The organism is Halopseudomonas sp., assembly GCF_036960865.1.
In the GTDB taxonomy this organism is placed as follows: domain Bacteria; phylum Pseudomonadota; class Gammaproteobacteria; order Pseudomonadales; family Pseudomonadaceae; genus Halopseudomonas.
The window spans coordinates 59,130-76,939 of record NZ_JBALWE010000014.1; the positions used below are offsets into that span (position 1 = coordinate 59,130).

17 protein-coding genes are annotated in these 17,810 nt (G+C 60.2%); 5 read left to right on the plus strand and 12 right to left on the minus strand.

The features are described from left to right. Positions 1 to 13: 13 nt before the first annotated feature. Genes V7747_RS17635 through V7747_RS17650 form a run of 4 tightly spaced genes read right to left on the minus strand, consistent with a single transcriptional unit; the run spans position 14 to position 2,400 of the window. On the minus strand, positions 14 to 763 hold the full coding sequence (locus V7747_RS17635) for an energy transducer TonB (RefSeq protein WP_335617321.1): 750 nt from the start codon (positions 761 to 763) through the stop codon (positions 14 to 16). Further along, a complete protein-coding gene (locus tag V7747_RS17640) occupies positions 760 to 1,188 on the minus strand; it encodes an ExbD/TolR family protein (protein ID WP_335617322.1) in 429 nt (142 codons plus the stop codon). Before V7747_RS17640 ends, V7747_RS17635 begins: the two co-directional genes overlap by 4 nt. Further along, positions 1,185 to 1,580 (minus strand): ExbD/TolR family protein, encoded by a 396-nt coding sequence (locus tag V7747_RS17645; protein WP_335617323.1) that lies wholly within the window; start codon positions 1,578 to 1,580, stop codon positions 1,185 to 1,187. The genes V7747_RS17640 and V7747_RS17645 overlap by 4 nt, the downstream gene beginning before the upstream one ends. Beyond that, the gene (locus V7747_RS17650) at positions 1,570 to 2,400 is read right to left on the minus strand and encodes a MotA/TolQ/ExbB proton channel family protein (protein ID WP_335617324.1); all 831 of its coding nucleotides are present in this window, start codon (positions 2,398 to 2,400) and stop codon (positions 1,570 to 1,572) included. The genes V7747_RS17645 and V7747_RS17650 overlap by 11 nt, the downstream gene beginning before the upstream one ends. A gap of 474 nt (positions 2,401 to 2,874) precedes the next feature. Here V7747_RS17650 and V7747_RS17655 point away from each other — a divergent pair, with 474 nt between their 5' ends. After that, entirely contained in the window at positions 2,875 to 4,038 is a 1,164-nt protein-coding gene (locus tag V7747_RS17655; protein ID WP_335617325.1) for a type III PLP-dependent enzyme, read from the plus strand. A gap of 91 nt (positions 4,039 to 4,129) precedes the next feature. Here V7747_RS17655 and V7747_RS17660 read toward each other — a convergent pair whose 3' ends face one another. The 8 genes from V7747_RS17660 to urtA all read right to left on the minus strand — a co-directional run bounded on the left by V7747_RS17660 (position 4,130) and on the right by urtA (position 12,457). Next, complete coding sequence (locus tag V7747_RS17660) at positions 4,130 to 4,777, minus strand: HNH endonuclease (protein ID WP_335617326.1); 648 nt, start codon at positions 4,775 to 4,777, stop codon at positions 4,130 to 4,132. A gap of 259 nt (positions 4,778 to 5,036) precedes the next feature. Beyond that, complete coding sequence (locus V7747_RS17665) at positions 5,037 to 5,942, minus strand: SDR family oxidoreductase (protein WP_335617327.1); 906 nt, start codon at positions 5,940 to 5,942, stop codon at positions 5,037 to 5,039. Between the two features lie 138 nt (positions 5,943 to 6,080). Next, positions 6,081 to 6,293, minus strand: a complete 213-nt coding sequence (locus V7747_RS17670) for a hypothetical protein (protein WP_335617328.1) — start codon at positions 6,291 to 6,293, stop codon at positions 6,081 to 6,083. 236 nt (positions 6,294 to 6,529) lie between these two features. Next, positions 6,530 to 7,225, minus strand: coding sequence for an urea ABC transporter ATP-binding subunit UrtE (urtE, locus tag V7747_RS17675; protein ID WP_335608492.1), 696 nt, complete (start codon positions 7,223 to 7,225; stop codon positions 6,530 to 6,532). Positions 7,226 to 7,228: 3 nt separating this feature from the next. Then, positions 7,229 to 8,065, minus strand: coding sequence for an urea ABC transporter ATP-binding protein UrtD (gene urtD, locus V7747_RS17680; RefSeq protein WP_335617329.1), 837 nt, complete (start codon positions 8,063 to 8,065; stop codon positions 7,229 to 7,231). Then, the gene (gene urtC / locus V7747_RS17685) at positions 8,062 to 9,120 is read right to left on the minus strand and encodes an urea ABC transporter permease subunit UrtC (RefSeq protein ID WP_335617338.1); all 1,059 of its coding nucleotides are present in this window, start codon (positions 9,118 to 9,120) and stop codon (positions 8,062 to 8,064) included. The genes urtD and urtC overlap by 4 nt, the downstream gene beginning before the upstream one ends. 228 nt (positions 9,121 to 9,348) lie before the next feature. After that, the gene (urtB, locus tag V7747_RS17690; RefSeq protein ID WP_335617330.1) at positions 9,349 to 11,052 is read right to left on the minus strand and encodes an urea ABC transporter permease subunit UrtB; all 1,704 of its coding nucleotides are present in this window, start codon (positions 11,050 to 11,052) and stop codon (positions 9,349 to 9,351) included. A gap of 106 nt (positions 11,053 to 11,158) precedes the next feature. Further along, complete coding sequence (gene urtA / locus V7747_RS17695; protein WP_335617331.1) at positions 11,159 to 12,457, minus strand: urea ABC transporter substrate-binding protein; 1,299 nt, start codon at positions 12,455 to 12,457, stop codon at positions 11,159 to 11,161. Between the two features lie 545 nt (positions 12,458 to 13,002). On the opposite strand from urtA, the gene V7747_RS17700 reads away from it, so the two are divergent. From V7747_RS17700 to V7747_RS17715, 4 genes are all read left to right on the plus strand, one after another. Continuing rightward, a complete protein-coding gene (locus tag V7747_RS17700) occupies positions 13,003 to 13,698 on the plus strand; it encodes a response regulator transcription factor (RefSeq protein WP_335617332.1) in 696 nt (231 codons plus the stop codon). Continuing rightward, positions 13,695 to 15,047: a sensor histidine kinase gene (locus V7747_RS17705; RefSeq protein WP_335617333.1), complete on the plus strand. Its 1,353-nt coding sequence runs from the start codon at positions 13,695 to 13,697 to the stop codon at positions 15,045 to 15,047. Before V7747_RS17700 ends, V7747_RS17705 begins: the two co-directional genes overlap by 4 nt. A 93-nt stretch (positions 15,048 to 15,140) precedes the next feature. Then, positions 15,141 to 17,108, plus strand: coding sequence for a TonB-dependent receptor domain-containing protein (locus V7747_RS17710; RefSeq protein ID WP_335617334.1), 1,968 nt, complete (start codon positions 15,141 to 15,143; stop codon positions 17,106 to 17,108). Then, the coding region (locus V7747_RS17715; protein WP_335617335.1) for an ABC transporter substrate-binding protein at positions 17,108 to 17,810 on the plus strand (703 nt) is incomplete at its 3' end. The genes V7747_RS17710 and V7747_RS17715, both read left to right, overlap by 1 nt.

The window sequence follows — 17,810 nt, forward strand, 5'->3', positions numbered from 1 at the left end:
GTGAGGTGACCGCCTAGCGGCGGTCAGTCAGTTTGAACTCCACCGGAATGGTGATACTCAGTTGCTGCTCGGTCATGTCGGCGGTGAACTCAGGCAGCGGCGAAGCGCGCTTGAGCATATCGAGCACAGCATCATCGAGACGCTGAAAGCCCGAGCTGGTGCGAATGCTTGCCTGGCTTACCGAGCCGTCACGGGCAACAACGAAGTGCAGAACGGGCGTACCTTGCTCGTTGCGCCGCCGCGAAGCCGACGGGTAGCGCTTGTAGCGCGCAAGCTTGGAGGCCAGCATCGAGTGGTAGGACTTGGTCGCGCTGCTGACGCCGCCGGCAGTGGCAGCGTTGCCGGTGCCGGTAGTCTGCTTGCGCTGGCTGGTGTCGGTCTGGCTCTGACCGGTCTCGACCGTTTCCGGGGCGCTGTTCGGCTGCTGCTCTTCCTGCACTGGCTCACGCACCGGCTCGGGTTCGGGCTTTGGCTTGGGCGGTGTTTTTACCTGCGCCACGGCTTGCTGGCGCGGTGGTGCTGGCGGCGGTGGCGGGGGCGGCGGCGGTGCTACCTGCGGTGCGGGCGGCGCGATCTCTTCCGGCTGCTCGGTCTCCTGGGCTTCGCCCAGATCACCCAGCATACCCAGGTCAATCTCGATGCCTTGTTGGCCGGCGTCTGCCGCGTCGCCGATCGGTTTGCTGTATGCCAGCACGGCAAAGGTAATCAGGTGCGCGCCAGCCGCGATCAATAGCGCGATCAACCAATGATGCGGACGAATCATGATGCTTCACCACTGGGCTGCGTCAGCAGCGTAATACGGCGGAATCCGGCCGCTTTGATACTGCGCATAACCGCCTGCAAAGTCTCTACCGGCACGTCACCGTCGGCCTTGACGGCAATGCTGAACTGTTCCGGGTCGGCGGCCTGCTCAAAGGCCGCCACCAGCGGCGCCTCCAGCGCTTCCAGGGTGATTTCCTGATCGTTCAGCCAGAGCACCTCATCGGCGTCGATCAACACCCTTGGTGCATCGGGATCAATGGGGGTTTCGCTGATCGATTCTGGCGGCGCGATGTACTGCGCATCCTGCTCGCTGATCTGTCCGGCGACCATGAAGAAAATCAGCATCAAAAACACGATGTTGATCAACGGAATCAGCTGGTCGTCGCTGTTGTCCTTGCGGGGTGCTTCCTGCCCGGTGAAGTTCATGGCAGCACCCCGGTCATCGACACCTTATCGGCGCCCGCCTTGTGCAGCTGGTCGAGTACGCTAACCAGAGTTTGCGTGCGCACGCCGGCGACTGCCTCGACCGCGTAGACGGCGTCGGGGTCTTCGGCGACCAGTGCGGTCAGTGCCGACAAGTCCTGCAGCGCATAGCGTTTTCCGTCGTGGCTTAGTTCGCCAGTGTCGCTTTCGATACGAATCAGCATGACGCTATCGGGCTTGCTCTCGGTCTCGTTAGCCGACGACAGACTGATCTGCCGCCAGTGCATGAAGTCGGAGGACAGCATGAAAAACAGCAGCAGGATGAACACCACGTCAATTAGCGGTGTCAGGCTGATGCCACGGCGTTTTTTGCCCGGGAAGGCCTCAAGCTGCATTGGCAACCTTTGCGCTGTGCTGCGGCTTGGGCTGGTGGGTAAATACCTGCGTTACCGCGTCATTCAGACTGGCGGCGATGCGCTCGACGCGGCGCTCCAGCCAGCTGTGAATCGCCACTACCGGAATCGCAACGGCCAGACCCACCGCGGTAGTCAGCAGTGCCTGCCAGATACCGCCGGAGAGAATGGACGGGTCAACCCGGCTGCCGGCAGCTTCCATTTGCCGGAAGGCTTCGATCATGCCCAGCACCGTGCCCAGCAAACCCAGTAGCGGCGCTAGGTTGGCGATCACTTCCAGGGGGCGCAACAGCAGTTTGAGCTGATTTAAACGATAGCTGCCCACCCGCTGGAGCTCTTCTCGCAGCAGGTCGTGATCGGTACCGCTGCGCATGCCGCGCATGGCCAGCAGCAGCACGGCGGGGACTGTCTGGCGGGTGTTGAGCTGCGCTATGGCGCCTTCGGCATCGCCCTTATGCCACAGTGACAGGCTGCGGTTTACAGCGCGGGTTCCTTCGGGGCGCGGGAAGTTGAATTGCCATAGCTTGATTAGCAGGATGCTCAGCGCTACCACTGACATTGCCAGCAGAATCCACACTACCGGGCCACCCACCACCAGCCAACCCTTGAGGGTTTCAATCATGCTGACCGATGCCACAGCATTGTCATGCAGACTGTTTACCATGGCCTCCGCGGGGAGCTGCGTCGGGTCGGTGCTGGCGGTTGCAAAACCGGTCAGGGTATCAGCGGCGGCGCTAACATCGGGGTTGGAGGCGGTGGTGACGGCTTCGTCTGAGGCGGTGCTGGTGGCTTCAGTGCTCACGATATGCTCCGAATAAAATTTGAGGCGCGAATGATAAAGGTTCGTATTTATATTGGCAATGCCTATATTGAACCCTCACCGCACGCCGCGGGTCTCTAGGTAAGCAGTCCTATTTTTTTGCCTACTATTGACCCTAAGGTCACTTGGTTTTATGGTTCGCTCCGAACGTTGAGGCTGGCACGATCCATACGGCTCAAGTACTGACGACGAGACAGCAAGACCGCGGCTTTAAGGCGGACTTATTGCTTTCGGCGCACGCCTTGGGAAGTAGGCGAACCAAAGTGGGGATACTGATCAGACGTTCGCACCCCCGGGTTGTGTGTTGGCTAATAGCGTTCAGAGTCGCTTCCGTCGGAAAGCGTGCCTCATGGTTTCTGCACCCTGCAGGGGCCTTGGTGCGTGTGTCTGCCCTGCCTCTGATCTTCCTGCCCCCACGCGGTCCGCAACCAGAACTTATGCTTTGGAGCCGACGCCATGTCTATTAAGCTTGATGATTATTTCGACCGTGAGACCTTCAGCCGTATCAAGGATTGCGCCGAGCAGCACGAAACCCCCTTTCTGGTCGTTGACCTGAAAACCATCGATCGCGCCTACGATGAGCTGGTCACCGGCTTTCCGTTTGGCAAGGTTTACTACGCGGTCAAGGCCAACCCGTCCAACGAAGTGCTTGAGCTGTTGAAAAACAAGGGCTCCAACTTCGACATCGCCTCGATCTACGAGCTGGAAAAGGTCATGGCGCTGGGCGTCAAGCCCGAACAGATCAGCTTCGGCAACACCATCAAGAAGGCCCGTCACATTCGCGCTTTCTACGAGAAGGGTGTGCGCCTGTACGCCACTGACTCAGAAGCCGACCTGCGCAACATCGCCAAGGCCGCACCGGGCTCGAAAATCTATGTCCGCATCCTGACCGAAGGCTCCACCACCGCCGACTGGCCGCTGTCGCGCAAGTTCGGCTGCCAGACCGATATGGCCATGGACCTGCTGGTGCTGGCCAAGGAACTGGGTCTGGAGCCCTATGGCATCTCCTTCCACGTGGGTTCGCAGCAGCGCGACATCGGCGCCTGGGATGCGGCCATTGCCAAGGTCAAGGTGATCTTCGAGCGCCTGAAGGAAGAGGACAACATCACCCTGAAGATGATCAACATGGGTGGCGGCTTTCCGGCCAACTACCTGACCAAGACCAACACCCTGCAGACCTACGCGGAAGAAATCACCCGCTTCCTGCAGGAAGACTTTGGCGACGAGCTGCCCGAAATCATCCTCGAGCCCGGCCGCTCGCTTATCGCCAACGCCGGTATTCTGGTCAGTGAAGTGGTGCTGGTGTCGCGCAAGTCGCACACCGCGCTGGAGCGCTGGGTCTACACCGACGTGGGCAAGTTCTCTGGCCTGATCGAAACCATGGACGAGTCCATCAAGTTCCCGATCTGGACCGAAAAGCAGGGCGAACTGGAAGAGGCCGTGATTGCCGGCCCGACCTGCGACAGCGCCGACATCATGTACGAAAACTACAAATACGGCCTGCCGCTGAACCTGGCCATTGGTGATCGCATGTACTGGCTCTCGACCGGTGCCTACACCACCAGTTACAGCGCGATTGAGTTCAATGGTTTCCCGCCGTTGGAGGCGTTTTACGTCTAAAGCACGCTATGCTTTACACAGCTGTAAGCCTCAAATGAAAACCCCGCGTCGGTAACGGCGCGGGGTTTTTGTTTGGACGCTGTATGGGAAGCTAGAGAGGGTCGCCGGCGAACATGTGATTGCGGTGCCAAGCCAGCAGAGTGGCATCTGGCGAGAATTTATCGGGCAGGCGCAGCGGAGCGTCTTTGTAAGCGAAGAACGTTGCAGCCATGTACGGGTTACTTTCTTGGGTGCGCAGTTTGTTGGAAATCACCAGTCTGTAGTCGTCTGAGACGGTGATTAATCCGCAATCGAAAGCCTTATCGAGTATGAGGCTCAGACACAGTCCATTGTGGGGGTTGAGGCGGTTTGTGTTGTCGGCGCGCCATGGGCGAATATGGCTGGCGATTAGAAAGCGGTTGTCGCTCAGGCCGGTGATGCAACACTGGTTCTGATAGGCCGACAGGACTGCGCTACGAAATAAGTTCTGGCCTTTGCGAACTTTGACTTTGGCAAAGTGATCTGCCTCATAGTATGAGGGCGGCTTTACCTCTGAGCTGTTGGTGTCGCCGAGCGCGGAGGCCAAGGCTTGCTCCGCTAGGGGCATCATCGATTCGGTGTTGCTGGTGAAGGTGCCCCACATCTGCCTATCAAGTTCGGATGCGCCAGCTAACCCCTTTCTTCCGCTAACGGTAATCTCGGGGTCCAGACTGGCGAGATTGCTGAGTTTCATGGCCACTGAATCGGGCGTGCGCTGCATGCTCTCTGCTGCGCGGATAATCAGGGGTTGCCGTCGGTGAAACTGGCCGAATGGCAGCAGGCAATACAAGCCTAGCGCGATAAGCAAATCATCCTGAGTCCAACGTCTGGCCATAACATCTCCTTGAGTAGAGCCGCCCCGGCTATCCTAGCCCAGACAAAACAAAAAGCCCGCCTCCAGTTGCACAGGGGCGGGCTTTTCAACACTAGCTTCTAGCGATCTGATTGCAGCTTAACGCTTGCTGCACCAGAAATGAGCCTTAGGCAAATTTCTGGATATTTGCCATCAACTCACGCAGTGCTTCGATGTTGTCCTTGGGATGCACGGCACCTTCAAAGTTGCACAGCTGCTCGAAGTTGGCGGCAACGTCTTCCGGGGTGAAGCCTTCATCGGGGTTGAAGCCGATGCCCAGTGAACGCTCCCAGCGGACTTTACCCATCCAGCCGCCGCCGACTTCGAACAGGCTGCCGGTTTCTTTGCAGTCTTCGGAGCAAAGGAAGGCAACCAGCGGGCTGACCAGCTCGGGCTTGAGCTTTTCAAATGCACCTTCAGGGAACAGGCCTTCAGTCATGCGCGTACCGCCGGTGGGGGCGATGGCGTTGACGAAGATGTTGTTCTTGCGGCCTTCGATGGCAAGGGTACGGGTGAAACCGTACAGACCCAGCTTGGCCATGCCGTAGTTGGCCTGGCCGAAGTTGCCGTAGATGCCGGAAGTCGAGGCAGTGAAGATCACGCGACCGAAGTTGCTGTCCTTCATGTAGGGCCAGGCAGCGTGGGTCACCTTGTAGGCGCCTTCAACGTGTACGCGGTAGACCAGGTCCCAGTCGGCATCGGTCATCTTGGCGAAGCTCTTGTCGCGCAGGATACCGGCGTTGTTGACGACGACGTCAACGCGGCCGAAGTTGTCCATCGCGCACTGAACGATCTTGTCGCCGTCGATTACGTTGTCGGGGTTGGCAACGGCGGTGCCGCCGGCAGCCTTGATTTCTTCAACCACCTGGAGCGCGGCATCGCTGTTGGCGCCTTCGCCGTTGGCGCTGCCACCCAGATCGTTGACGATGACTTTGGCGCCGTGCTTGGCGAACAGTTTGGCGTGGGCGCGGCCGATGCCGCCGCCGGCGCCGGTTACGATGACGACTTTGTCGTCAAAACGAATATCGCTCATGGGTTGTCCCCTGATGGTTTACGAGTGAATGGTTACTGATGCGTGTGCACAGCTTAAAAAAGCGGCAGCCAGTGTCGAACAGTCGTTTGATTAAGGCAAGCCCGGCGCGACGGGTGAATAACCCGTTATAAATGCTGCTCAGGGTATGGCGCGCGTGGATTGCCGGCTTTTCTGCAGCTCGGCTGGCAGCAGCGCAGTATCCAGCAGCGCGGCGCTGCAGATGTGCAGACCGGCCCTGAAGAGCAGCGCGGGTGCGCTAAATGGGAAGGTCAGCGGGGAAAATACCAGGCAACGCAGAACGCGGTCTTCGGCCTCTTTTACTGCGCCTTCGGTCATGGCGTAGGGGTGCATGAAGGCGCTTTTGCGCAGCGGGGGAGCGGCGTGCCGAGGGCGTGATGGTCCTGGAGATAGTGCGACTGCAGGTGGGCGATAACCCAGCATACGGAGGTCCTTGTGTGCGAGTGAGGCGGCATGGTCGATTAGCCGGGGCGCACGGGCAAGGGCGTCATTGAGGCTTTGTGATGCAGGTGGCGTCTGCTAGGCAAAACAGTGTTAGAGGGCCGTGTCTGGCCCTCTAACGCAGGTAGTTAGACGGTCAGATAACGCTGAATCAGTTCGTCATCCAGTGCGGTCATCTCGCCATTGGCCACTACCCGGCCACGTTCCATGATAAAGAAGTGCTCGGCGGCGCGGCGGGCGAAGGGCAGTTTCTGTTCGACCAGCAGCACGGTCAGGCCCAGCTCGCTGTTCAGCTTGCGGATCACCTCGCCGATGTCGCGCACGATGTTGGGCTGAATGCCCTCGGTGGGTTCATCCAGAATCAGCAGCTTGGGGTCCAGTACCAGCGCGCGGCCGATGGCCAGTTGCTGCTGCTGGCCGCCGGACAGGTCGCCACCGCGGCGGTGCTTCATCTCCTTCAGTACCGGGAACAGCTCGTAGATCTGTGGCGGTATTTGCCGCGCTTTGTCTGGCCGTGCGCCGAGGGAGATTTTCAGGTTCTCCTCCACCGTCAGTAGCGGAAAGATCTCACGCCCTTGTGGCACATACCCGATGCCGGAACGGGCGCGGTTTTCGGTGCTCATGCGGGTGATGTCCTGCCCCTTGAGGCTCATTTGCCCGTCACGCACCGGTAGCAGCCCAGTGATGCATTTGAGCAGCGTGGTTTTGCCCACGCCGTTGCGCCCCAACAGGCAGCTGCAGCTGCCTTCTTTCAGTTCCAGATCCAGATCCCAGAGGATGTGGCTCTGGTTGTAGTACTGGTTGATGCCTTGAATGTTCAGCACGCCTTATTCCCCCAGATAAACTTCGACCACACGCGGATCGCTCTGCACTTGGTCCATGCTGCCCTCGGCCAGGACCGAGCCCTGGTGCAGCACCGTAACCTTGTTGGCAATGGAGCGCACAAAGGCCATGTCGTGCTCGACCACGATCACCGAATGGCGGCCCTTGAGCGAGGTGAGCAGGGCGGCGGTGTGTTCTACCTCTTCACCAGTCATGCCGGCGACCGGTTCATCCACCAGCAGTACGCGCGGGTTCTGCACCAGCAGCATGCCGATCTCCAGCCACTGTTTCTGGCCGTGGGAGAGCGCGCCGGCTTCCTGTTGATAGTGGCTGGTGAGGCCGATCTGGGTGAGTACTTCATCAATGCGGTCGCGCTGTTCGCCACTGAGATGGTGGTTCAGCGTGTACCACACGTGCTTGTTGGACGCGGTCGCCAGTTCCAGATTCTCGAATACCGAGAGCGCCTCGAAGATGGTCGGCTTCTGGAATTTGCGGCCAATGCCGCCACGGGCGATCTCGTGCTCGGACAGCTTGAGCAGGTTGATGCGCTGGCCGAAGTAGACACTGCCGGTGTCAGGCTTGGTCTTGCCGGTAATCACATCCATCATGGTGGTCTTGCCGGCGCCGTTGGGGCCGATGATGCAGCGCAGCTCGCCGTCATCGATGTACAGATTGAGGTTGTTCAGCGCCTTGAAGCCATCAAAGCTGACGCTGACGTCTTCGACATACAGGATCGGGCCGTGCTTGGTATCCAGCGACTTGTCGAAGGTCGGCGTGGGCTGGACGATGTCGAACACCTGATCCTTGCGCCAGGTTTCGCGCAAACTGTTAAGCGGATTCATGCTTTGTCTCCCTTGCGGCGCAGGCGATCAAACAGGCCGACAATGCCCTTGGGCAGCAGCAGTGTGACCAAGACGAACAGGCCACCGAGAATGAACAGCCAGGTTTCCGGCGAGAAGGTGGTAAAGAAGGTTTTTGCGTAGTTGACGCTGAAAGCACCGACAATGGCGCCGAATAGAGTGCCGCGCCCGCCGGTGGCGACCCACACCACCATTTCGATGGAGTTGAGCGGCGAGAACTCACCGGGGTTGATGATGCCCACCTGCGGCACATAGAGCGCGCCGGCTACGGCGGCCAGCATGGCCGAGAACACAAACAGCCAGAGCTTGTAGGACTCCACCTGATAGCCGCAGAAGCGTGTGCGGCTCTCGGCATCGCGGATCGAGACGATCACCCGGCCGGCGCGCGAGGTCACTATGTAGCGGCAAGCCAGATAACCGATCACCAGGGCGATGGCCGAAGCAATAAAGAGGCCTACGCGCGTCGCCTTGGCGGCCAGATCAAAGCCAAGGATTTCCTTGAAGTCGTTCAGGCCGTTGTTGCCGCCAAAGCCCATCTCGTTGCGGAAGAAGGCGAGCATCAACGCGTAGGTCAGCGCTTGGGTAATGATGGCAAAGTACACGCCGGTCACCCGCGAGCGGAACGCCAGCCAGCCAAACACCAGGGCCAGCAGGCCCGGCACCAGCAGCACCATCAGCATGGCAAACCAGAACATGTCGAAGCCTTGCCAATACCAGGGCAGCTCCTGCCAGTTGAGCACCACCATGAAGTCCATCAGCTCGGGGTGGCCGTACACGCCGCGGTCACCGATCTGGCGCATCAGGTACATGCCCATGCCGTAGCCGCCGAGCGTGAAAAACGCCCCGTGGCCGAGCGACAGGATGCCGGCGTAGCCCCAGATCAGATCGACCGAGAGCGCGAGCAAGGCGAAGCAGAGAAACTTGCCGAGCAGGGCGACAGTAAAGTTGGAAACGTACAGCGGTGAATCACTCGGCACCGCCAGGTTGAGAATCGGCACGACGATTGCCATGAGGACCACCAGGCCCAGCACCAGCATTCCGCCCCGATCACTGAGTAACAGTCGTTGGGTAAGCATACTTCTTCCCTCGTTGAATTCGGCTAGCTATGGATGGCTCGGCTATCAGCAGGCTGCTGAAAAACTACCTGCGTTGCCATCGCGGCGTTAAAAACAGGCTCAAGATGCTCATTTACCGCTTGTAAACTCCGCTCTTTCGCCTGTTTTCGCCTTGCGCTGGCTGCCTCGCCTACGTTTTTAAACAGCCTGCTAGTCGGCCGCCGCCCGTCCTTTCTGCGGGAAGAGTCCCTTGGGCTTTTTCTGAATGAACAGAATCAGCATGATCAGCACTAGTACCTTGGCCAACATGGCGCCCGCGTAGGGTTCCAGGAAGTTGTTGATCAGGCCCAGACTCATGGCACTGACGAGGGTGCCCCAGAGGTTACCCACACCGCCGAACACCACCACCATGAAGGAATCGATGATGTAGGCCTGGCCCAGGTTGGGGCCAACGTTGGTGAGCTGCGACAGCGCCACGCCGGCTACCCCGGCCACGCCGGAACCCAGGCCGAAGGTCAGGGCGTCGACCCAGCTGGAACGCACACCGACGGCGCGCGCCATGGCGCGGTTCTGCGACACGGCACGTACCTTCAGGCCTAGCGTGGTGCGCTTCATCACCAGCATCAGCGCGAAGAACACCATCAGGCCGAAGATCAGGATGTACAGGCGGGTGTAGGTAATCGACAGCACCGGGTTGATGCTCAGCGTGCCGCTGATCCACTCCGGTGAGCTGACCGAACGGTTGAGCGGGCTGAACAGGGTACGTACCGCCTGCTGCAATACCAGGCTCAGGCCGAAGGTAGCCAGCAGGGTTTCCAGCGGGCGGCCGTAAAGAAAGCGAATGACGCCGCGTTCAATGGCAATACCCACCAGTGCGGTGATCAGGAAGGCGGCCGGGATGGCGATCAGTAGGCTCCACTCGATCAGATCGGGGAAGAGCACCTGCACACCCCAGGTGGTGTAGGCGCCAATCATGATCAGCTCGCCGTGGGCCATGTTGATCACGCCCATCACGCCGAAGGTGATGGCCAAGCCAATGGCGGCCAGCAGTAAAACTGAGCCCAGACTCAGGCCGAAAAACAGGTTCTCGACAAAGCGGTAGAAGCTGATGCGCCCCTGAATGGACTCGATGGCCTCGGCGGCGGCGGCGCGCAGTTCGGCGTCGGCATCGTTCTCGGCAATGCCGCGCAACGCATTACGCGCCTCCTGCTCCAGCGACCCGCTGAGTTCATCGATGGCGCCCAGGCGCACATCGCGTTCAGGCGACTGCAGTTGATAGACCGCCAGGGCCGTGGTGATCGCATCCTGTACGCGGCCCGACTCTTCGACTTGCTGGTGGTCACGCAGCAAGGCGGCGGTCTCGGCATCCACGCCGTCGCGGATAAATCGCTGCACGGCGGCGTAGCGCTTGTCGGTGTTGGGGTGGTTGAGGTTCAGTTGCGCCACCTGGCCGCGCAACTGGGTGCGCAGACTGTTGTTTACCGGAATGCGGCGTAGCCCCTTGCTGTCAGTCAGTTCGGCGCCGGTAAGGGCGTCCGTCAGGCGGTCGCCGTCCCGAATCGCCACAAGCGGTGGCTTGTCCTTGTTGGCCAGCAGGTCACCGCTGACCAGGGCGTTGAAGATATCGGCCAGGCGTTCATCGCTCTGGCTGGAGAGCTGTTGCACGGTGGCGGCGCGGTCACGCAGGCTACCGCCGGCCAGTTGTTGTACCAGTTGTTCGAAACTGGGTTGCTCGAAGCCGTGCGGCGCGGCAGGCACGGCGTCGGTTTGGGCTTCGGGCGGAGAGTCTGGGGGTGTTTCCATTCCTTGCGCGCTCGCGTGCAGCGGCAACAGGCTGAAGCAGAACAGCCAGAGCAGCGCAGCGTGCAGAAAGCGAGCAGTATGCCGGGGTGTGATGCGGCAACGTGGGTTCATAACTGCGGTCCTGAAGGTGTGTTTCGGGGGCAATCAAGACAGCAGCGGCGTGCCGCTGCTGCGAACGCCGCTGGCGGTGAAGGCCGCCAGCGGTCTGTCCTGCTTGTTATTCGGCTTGCGCGCCGAGGCAGGTTTTGGTTTTGGTGTTGTAGTTGCCGCAGCTGATGGGTGCCGTCCAGTCGGACTTGAGATCCTTGCTGCCTTCGAGGTAGTCGGACCAGGCGTCGCCGGGAACCAAATCATCGGTGCTGGATACGGTCAGGAACTGTCCGTCATCCTGGATTTCGCCAATCAGTACCGGCTTGGTGATGTGGTGGTTGGGCAGCATCTTGCTGGTGCCACCGGTCAGGTTGGGCACTTCCACGCCGACCATGGCGTCGATCACCTTGTCGGTGTCGGTGGTGCCGGCTTTCTCAACCGCTTTCACCCACATGTTGAAGCCGATGTAGTGCGCTTCCATCGGATCGTTGGTAACGCGCTTCTCATCGCCGATGAACTGGTGCCAGGTCTTGATGAAGGCCTCGTTCTCGGGGGTGTCTTCGCTCATGAAGTAGTTCCAGGCAGCCATGTGGCCAACCAGCGGGGTGGTGTCGATGCCGGAAAGCTCTTCTTCACCGACCGAGAAAGCCACCACGGGGATGTCTTCAGCGGATACGCCCTGGTTACCCAGTTCGCGGTAGAAAGGTACGTTGGCATCACCGTTGATGGTCGAGACCACAGCGGTCTTCTTGCCAGCGCTGCCGAAGCGCTTGATTTCAGCCACGATGTTCTGCCAGTCGGAGTGACCGAAGGGCGTGTAGTTGATCATGATGTCCTCTTCCGCGACGCCGGCTGCCTTGAGGTAGGCCTCCAGAATGCGGTTGGTGGTACGCGGGTACACGTAGTCGGTACCGGCCAGCACCCAGCGCTCAACGCCGAGTTCGTCCTTCAGGTAGTCAACGGCCGGGATCGCCTGCTGGTTCGGCGCGGCGCCGGTGTAGAACACGTTGCGGGAGGATTCTTCACCTTCGTACTGCACCGGGTAGAACAGCATGCCGTTCAGCTCTTCAATGACCGGCAATACGGATTTGCGCGAGACCGAGGTCCAGCAGCCGAAGATGGCGTCCACGTGGTGCTGTTCAAGCAGCTCGCGGGTGCGCTCGGCAAACAGCGGCCAGTTGGAGGCCGGGTCAACTACGACCGGTTCGAGCTTCTTGCCGAGCAGGCCACCTTTTTTGTTCTGCTCTTCAATCAGCATCAGCATGGTGTCTTTCAGCGTGGTTTCCGAAATGGCCATGGTGCCAGACAGCGAGTGCAGTACGCCGACCTTGATGGTTTCCTCGGCCTGCACGCTCAGCGCACCCAGCGCCATGCTGCAAGCGACGCCCAGCGCGCCGGCCTTCTTGACCAGGTTCTTCAGTTTCATGGGTACATCTCCATTGTTGTGATTGTGTCCAGTGATTGGTGTTGAGACAGCATCAGGCAGTCAGTCCAATGGGATTGGCTGCTGCAGAACATACGCAGAGCATCCGCGCGCGCTGCCAACCGGATGGGCTGGTGGCTACGGGATGTACCGCTAAGCGGGAACCGGGGGCGGGTTTGACGCGGCAGCGCTACAGCGTAGTGCTGCGGCTGTGGTGATCCTGGGTAGTGCCCCTGATATGAGCGAGTCATCGGTTTCCTGTCCGTCGCGGGTAGCTGCCTTGTAGGCATCAAGGGCAGAGCAGGGACCGTGCCAGAGTTTGACAATGTCATGCATTGTCAAAAAAAGTGACGTTAAATCAGCTGTTTATATTATTTCTTATTAAGAGTGACAGAGGTTTGACGAGGTTTTGCGGGCAATTGTCAAGGTAGTGGTCGCACTAATTTGGTGCTGCGTTCTTTTTTGGTGCGGTGTGAGAGTTGCGCCGGAGATGACAAAAAACCATATGTGTATATGATAAGCATTCTCAGTTAAGGGGGGGGCTACGCATGGCCGCGCAATTGGCCAACATCTTGATCATCGAAGACGACCGCACCCTCAGTGGGCAGCTGAGTCAGTTATTGCATCACGGCGGCTATGCCATTGATTGCCAGCACGAGGGGCCGGCCGGGCTGCAGCGGGCACTGGCCAGCGAGCCGGACCTGGTGCTGCTGGATGTGAAACTACCCGGCCTTAATGGGTTTAGCGTGCTCAAACGGCTACGCGCGGTAAAGCAGACGCCCGTGATCATGCTGACGGCCTGCGGCGCCGAGGAAGAGCGCATTCGCGGCCTGCGCCACGGCGCGGACGATTATCTGGCCAAACCGTTCAGCCTGGAAGAACTGCAATTGCGCATCGACGCTGTATTGCGCCGCACTCGACCGCCGCTGGTGGCCCGACAGGGCGAAGCCGAGCACTTGTCTGCCGGTGACTTGCACCTGGATCGTGTGCAGCAGCAGGCGCTCGTTGGTGACAACCTGCTGGATCTGACAGCCATTCAATTTCGTTTGCTCTGGCAACTGGTGGCGCAGCGCGGCGAGGTGCTGACCAAGCCCTACCTCTATCGCGTGGTACTGGACCGGGAGTTCAGTCGCTACGACCGCAGCCTGGATATGCACATCAGTCGCATACGCCGCCGTCTGACCGATGCCGGCCTGGCTGACCCGGTGCAAACCCTGCACGGGCGCGGGTATCTGTTCGCATGAATCGACGTCTGTGGTGGAAGCTCTGTGCCACGCTGGTGCTCGGTATGCTGGCGCTGTTCTGGGTACTCTCGCATCTCATATGGGAGACCGAGGAGGCAATGAGCTTCATTGCCGAGTCGCACCAGCGCACCCTGCGCAGCTATGGCGCGCAGGCCGAAGCGCTCTACAAGGCCGGTAACGAGCAGGCGTTGAGCGAGTGGCTGCGTAGTGTGCAGGAGCAGGAAGACACCTGGGCGGCGGTGATTCAGTCTGACCTTACGCCCATTGCCGGCAGCACTTTCTCGCAACGTTTTATCGAAGGCTTTGGGCTGGGCCGCGATGTGTCCTGGAAGATACATCTGTACTTCGCGGAAAATCCGACCATGGACCTGCCGTTCAGCGATGGCCGCACGCATTTTGTAATCCAGCTGCCTGAGCGCATGCGGCCCGGCAATTACTGGTCGCCCTCGCGCATGCTGCTGCAGGTGGCGTTACCGTTCGCGGTATTGCTGGTGGTGTGTTTGCTGCTTTACCGCCACTTGATGCATCCGTTGCGGCGACTGGAACTTGCCACCCGGCGTTTCAGCGAAGGCGATTACAGCGCCAGGGTCGGTTCCGCGTTGGGCGCGCGCAAGGATGAACTGGCAGGCCTGGCCCGGGCTTTTGACAATATGGCTGAGCGCACCCAGGAGTTGATCGAGCACCAGCGTCAGCGTCTCTCGGACATGTCCCACGAACTGCGTACCCCGCTAACGCGTATCGAGATGGCGGTCAGCCTGGCGGAGCAGCAACAGGGCGATCAACTGCTGCTTGATCGCATCCGCGGCGAATGCAACGGCATGCGCCATCTTGTGGAAGATGCCCTGACCCTCAGCTGGCTGGAAAACGAGAGCCCGGTGCTGCGCGACGAGAGTCTGGACTTGACCGAGCTGGTCGACAGCATTGTTGATGACGCGCGTTTTGAATATCCACAGCATCAGCTGCACGTGCAGCTGCCGGCCAGCGCCAGGCTAGGCAACAGCAGCCATCGCGCGTTGGGCCAGGCGATCGAGAACGTGGTGCGTAACGCGCTGGACCATACACCGCGCGGCGGCAGTGTGCAGGTCAGCCTGGCGGAGCGGTCCGGCGCCTGGTTATTGAGCGTAGCCGATGGCGGCGCAGGTGTGCCGGGTGACATGCTGGAGCGTATCTTCCAGCCGTTTTTCCGCTTGCCAGGCGGCAGCAACGAGGGACGCAGCGGCTTTGGTCTAGGCCTCGCACTGGCGCGGAGGCAGGTGCAAGCGACCGGCGGTAGCCTCTCGGCAAGCAACGGTGCCCAGGGCGGGCTGGTAATCGAGATACGTTTGCCGCGCGAGACAGCGCAAACGTAACAAATGTAAAAGTGGTTTGCGTAGCTGCTCAGACAAATGAGAATGCAGTTCAATTGAGATTCAATCCCATGAAGACGCATTCAAGGAAGTAGCATGTCTGAGTTCACTATGCCGCGCACTGCGGTGGTTTTTCGTCTCGCTGCCAGTGTTGCCCTGGCGCTTGCCGTCCACAATGTGCATGCCGCCGAGCCGACCGAATTGCCGGCCATGGAAATCAAAGGCGAGCGCCTTTACCAGAGCAGCAACGTCACGGCCGAGGAGTTGGCACATTTTCAGGCGGCTGACCTGGAAGACGTGTTTGCCGCACAGCCGGAAGTCAGCGTGGGCGGCGGCCACAGCGTGGCGCAGAAGTTGTATATGCGAGGCTTGGAAGACACCCTGCTGAACATCAGTATTGATGGCGCTCAACAGGCCGGGCAAACCTTTCACCACACCGGTCGCATCAACGTAGAGCCGGAATTGCTGAAGGAAGTGGACGTCCGCGCTGGTACCACAGACGCGCTGGCCGGCCCTGGTGCACTGGGCGGCGCGATCAAGTTTGTTACCAAAGACCCGGAAGACCTGCTGCGCCCCGGCGAACAGGTAGGCGCGCTGGTCAAGGGGGGGTATTTCAGCAACGCCGAAGGCTACAAGGCCAATGGCACGCTCTTTGGGCGCTTCTCCGATGACTGGTCAGCCATGCTGATGGGGACCTATCAGGATCAGAACGACTACGAGGACGGTAATGGCACTACCGTTACCGGCACCGCGTCGCGTCAGCAACTGGGTTTCGCCAAGCTGGTGGGCCATCTGACCGACTCGCAGACTGTCCGCCTGAGTTACGAGCGCCGCGAGGATGATGGCGAGCGTAACCAGCGCCCGCAGTGGGTCACCAGTGACTTCAACCCGGCCTATCCACTGACCAACGACCGCGAAACCTGGAATCTAGGGTATGAATTCAACCCGGAAAGCAATCCGTTCCTGGACTTGAAACTGACTGCCTATCAGACCAGTAATCATCTGGAGCAGAACGTGATCGGTCGCTGGGGCCTGTACGAAGCCGAAGCCGAGACCTGGGGCGCTGATTTGCGCAACACCAGTCTGCTGGGCGGCCATGAACTGGCCTACGGGGTGGACTATCGTCGGGACGAAATTACCGCCGGTCCAGGCACCAACCCGACCGAGCAGGAACAGGACGGCAAGGTCTATGGCATCTATGCGCAAGACTACTGGCAACTGGCAGAGCGTTGGTTGCTTGGCTTCGGCGGTCGTTACGATACCTACAAGTTCAACAGTGCCGACGGCCAGAGCTTTGACGAGTCGGGCTTCAGCCCCAACGCCAGTCTGGCGTATCAGATCACGCCGAACCTGAACCTGCGCGCAGCACATACTGGTGCCTTCCGTGGGCCGCAGGTGCGCGACGGCTTCAAGGCCGAAACCGCCACCCTGGATCCTGACCTGAAACCGGAAGAGGCGCGCACCAACGAGATCGGCTTTGACTACGCGAAAGGCGGCTGGCTGCTGTCGGGCAAGCTCTATCGCACGGATATCAAGGATGCCATTGCCGATCCGGTGCCGCGCCCGCAGATGTTCATCAACGCCGGTGATCTGGAATCCAAGGGCTATCTGGTGCAGACCGCCTACCACTGGGATGCCGTCAGTGTTGGCCTGAGCTATCACCATAACGATGCCACCATCGATGGTGAAGATCTCAACGTTTACGAGCACAACGGTCTGGGCACCAGTATCGGTGATACCTGGGTGGCCAGTGCCGACTACCGGGTGACCGAGTCGCTGGAACTGGGCTGGCAGGGTCGCTTCGTTGAGCGCCTGGACTCGGTAGATACCGGCGTCGGTGAAATCGACAAACCCGGTTACGGTGTACATGACGTTTACGCCAGCTGGCTGCCGCTGCAAAGTGATGATCTGACCTTGTCACTGACGGTCAAGAACCTGCTCGACAAGCAGTATCTCGATCACGCCAGCAACGAAGACTTCCAGTCGATACCGGGTTACGAGGGCATCATTGGTTCCTACGAGCCGGGTCGCGAGATCCGCCTTGGCGTGGCAATGCGCTTCTGATGTTTGCGCAACGGTGGCAACCCGGCCGGTTTCTGGCCGGGTTGATTGCGTTATGGGGGCTGACGTTGCCGGCGTTGGCATTGGAAGACCTGGCCGGGCGTGCGCTCACGCCCCCGGCCAAGGTCGAGCGTATCGTGCTGGGCGAAGGGCGGCTGTTACCGGTACTGGCGGTACTCGAAGGCGATGCGGTGCTGGAGCGGCTGGTAGGCATGCCGCGTGATCTGCCGCTGGTCGCGCCTGGCACTTACGCTGCTTATATTGAGCGTTACCCGGCGCTGGCGGAGGTGCCGCCTATCGGCCAAGGCGCGGCGGATACCTTCAGCCTGGAGCAGGTGTTGGCGCTGCAGCCGGATCTGGCGGTATTCAGCCTGCATGGCCACGGGCCGGGATCGGATAACCCGCGGTTGGTAGAGCAACTGGAGCGCGCCGGCGTTACCGTGGTTTTTGTCGATTTTCGCGAGCAGCCGCTGCGCAATACGCCGCGCAGTGTGGAGCTGCTGGGTGAGCTGCTGGGCAGGCAGGACCGTGCTCAGGCCTTTGCGGCAGATTATCGCCAAGCGCTGGCGGCGGTCACCGGGCGCCTGCCAACGACGGATAACAAACCCAGCGTGTTCTTGCACAGCCGCGCCGGCCTGGCCGATAGCTGCTGCGAGACCATGGCGCGCGGGATGCTGGCCACGCTGCTGGCAGCCGCCGGGGGCA

Coding starts and splice junctions, on each gene's coding strand:
- V7747_RS17635 (WP_335617321.1), bottom strand. CDS start 763: ATGATTCGTCCGCATCATTGGTTGATCGCGCTATTGATCGCGGCTGGC.
- V7747_RS17640 (WP_335617322.1), bottom strand. CDS start 1,188: ATGAACTTCACCGGGCAGGAAGCACCCCGCAAGGACAACAGCGACGAC.
- V7747_RS17645 (WP_335617323.1), bottom strand. CDS start 1,580: ATGCAGCTTGAGGCCTTCCCGGGCAAAAAACGCCGTGGCATCAGCCTG.
- V7747_RS17655 (WP_335617325.1), top strand. CDS start 2,875: ATGTCTATTAAGCTTGATGATTATTTCGACCGTGAGACCTTCAGCCGT.
- V7747_RS17660 (WP_335617326.1), bottom strand. CDS start 4,777: ATGCAGCGCACGCCCGATTCAGTGGCCATGAAACTCAGCAATCTCGCC.
- V7747_RS17665 (WP_335617327.1), bottom strand. CDS start 5,942: ATGAGCGATATTCGTTTTGACGACAAAGTCGTCATCGTAACCGGCGCC.
- V7747_RS17670 (WP_335617328.1), bottom strand. CDS start 6,293: ATGCACCCCTACGCCATGACCGAAGGCGCAGTAAAAGAGGCCGAAGAC.
- urtD (WP_335617329.1), bottom strand. CDS start 8,065: ATGAATCCGCTTAACAGTTTGCGCGAAACCTGGCGCAAGGATCAGGTG.
- urtC (WP_335617338.1), bottom strand. CDS start 9,120: ATGCTGGTGCTGGGCCTGGTGGTCCTCATGGCAATCGTCGTGCCGATT.
- urtB (WP_335617330.1), bottom strand. CDS start 11,052: ATGAACCCACGTTGCCGCATCACACCCCGGCATACTGCTCGCTTTCTG.
- urtA (WP_335617331.1), bottom strand. CDS start 12,457: ATGAAACTGAAGAACCTGGTCAAGAAGGCCGGCGCGCTGGGCGTCGCT.
- V7747_RS17700 (WP_335617332.1), top strand. CDS start 13,003: ATGGCCGCGCAATTGGCCAACATCTTGATCATCGAAGACGACCGCACC.
- V7747_RS17705 (WP_335617333.1), top strand. CDS start 13,695: ATGAATCGACGTCTGTGGTGGAAGCTCTGTGCCACGCTGGTGCTCGGT.
- V7747_RS17710 (WP_335617334.1), top strand. CDS start 15,141: ATGTCTGAGTTCACTATGCCGCGCACTGCGGTGGTTTTTCGTCTCGCT.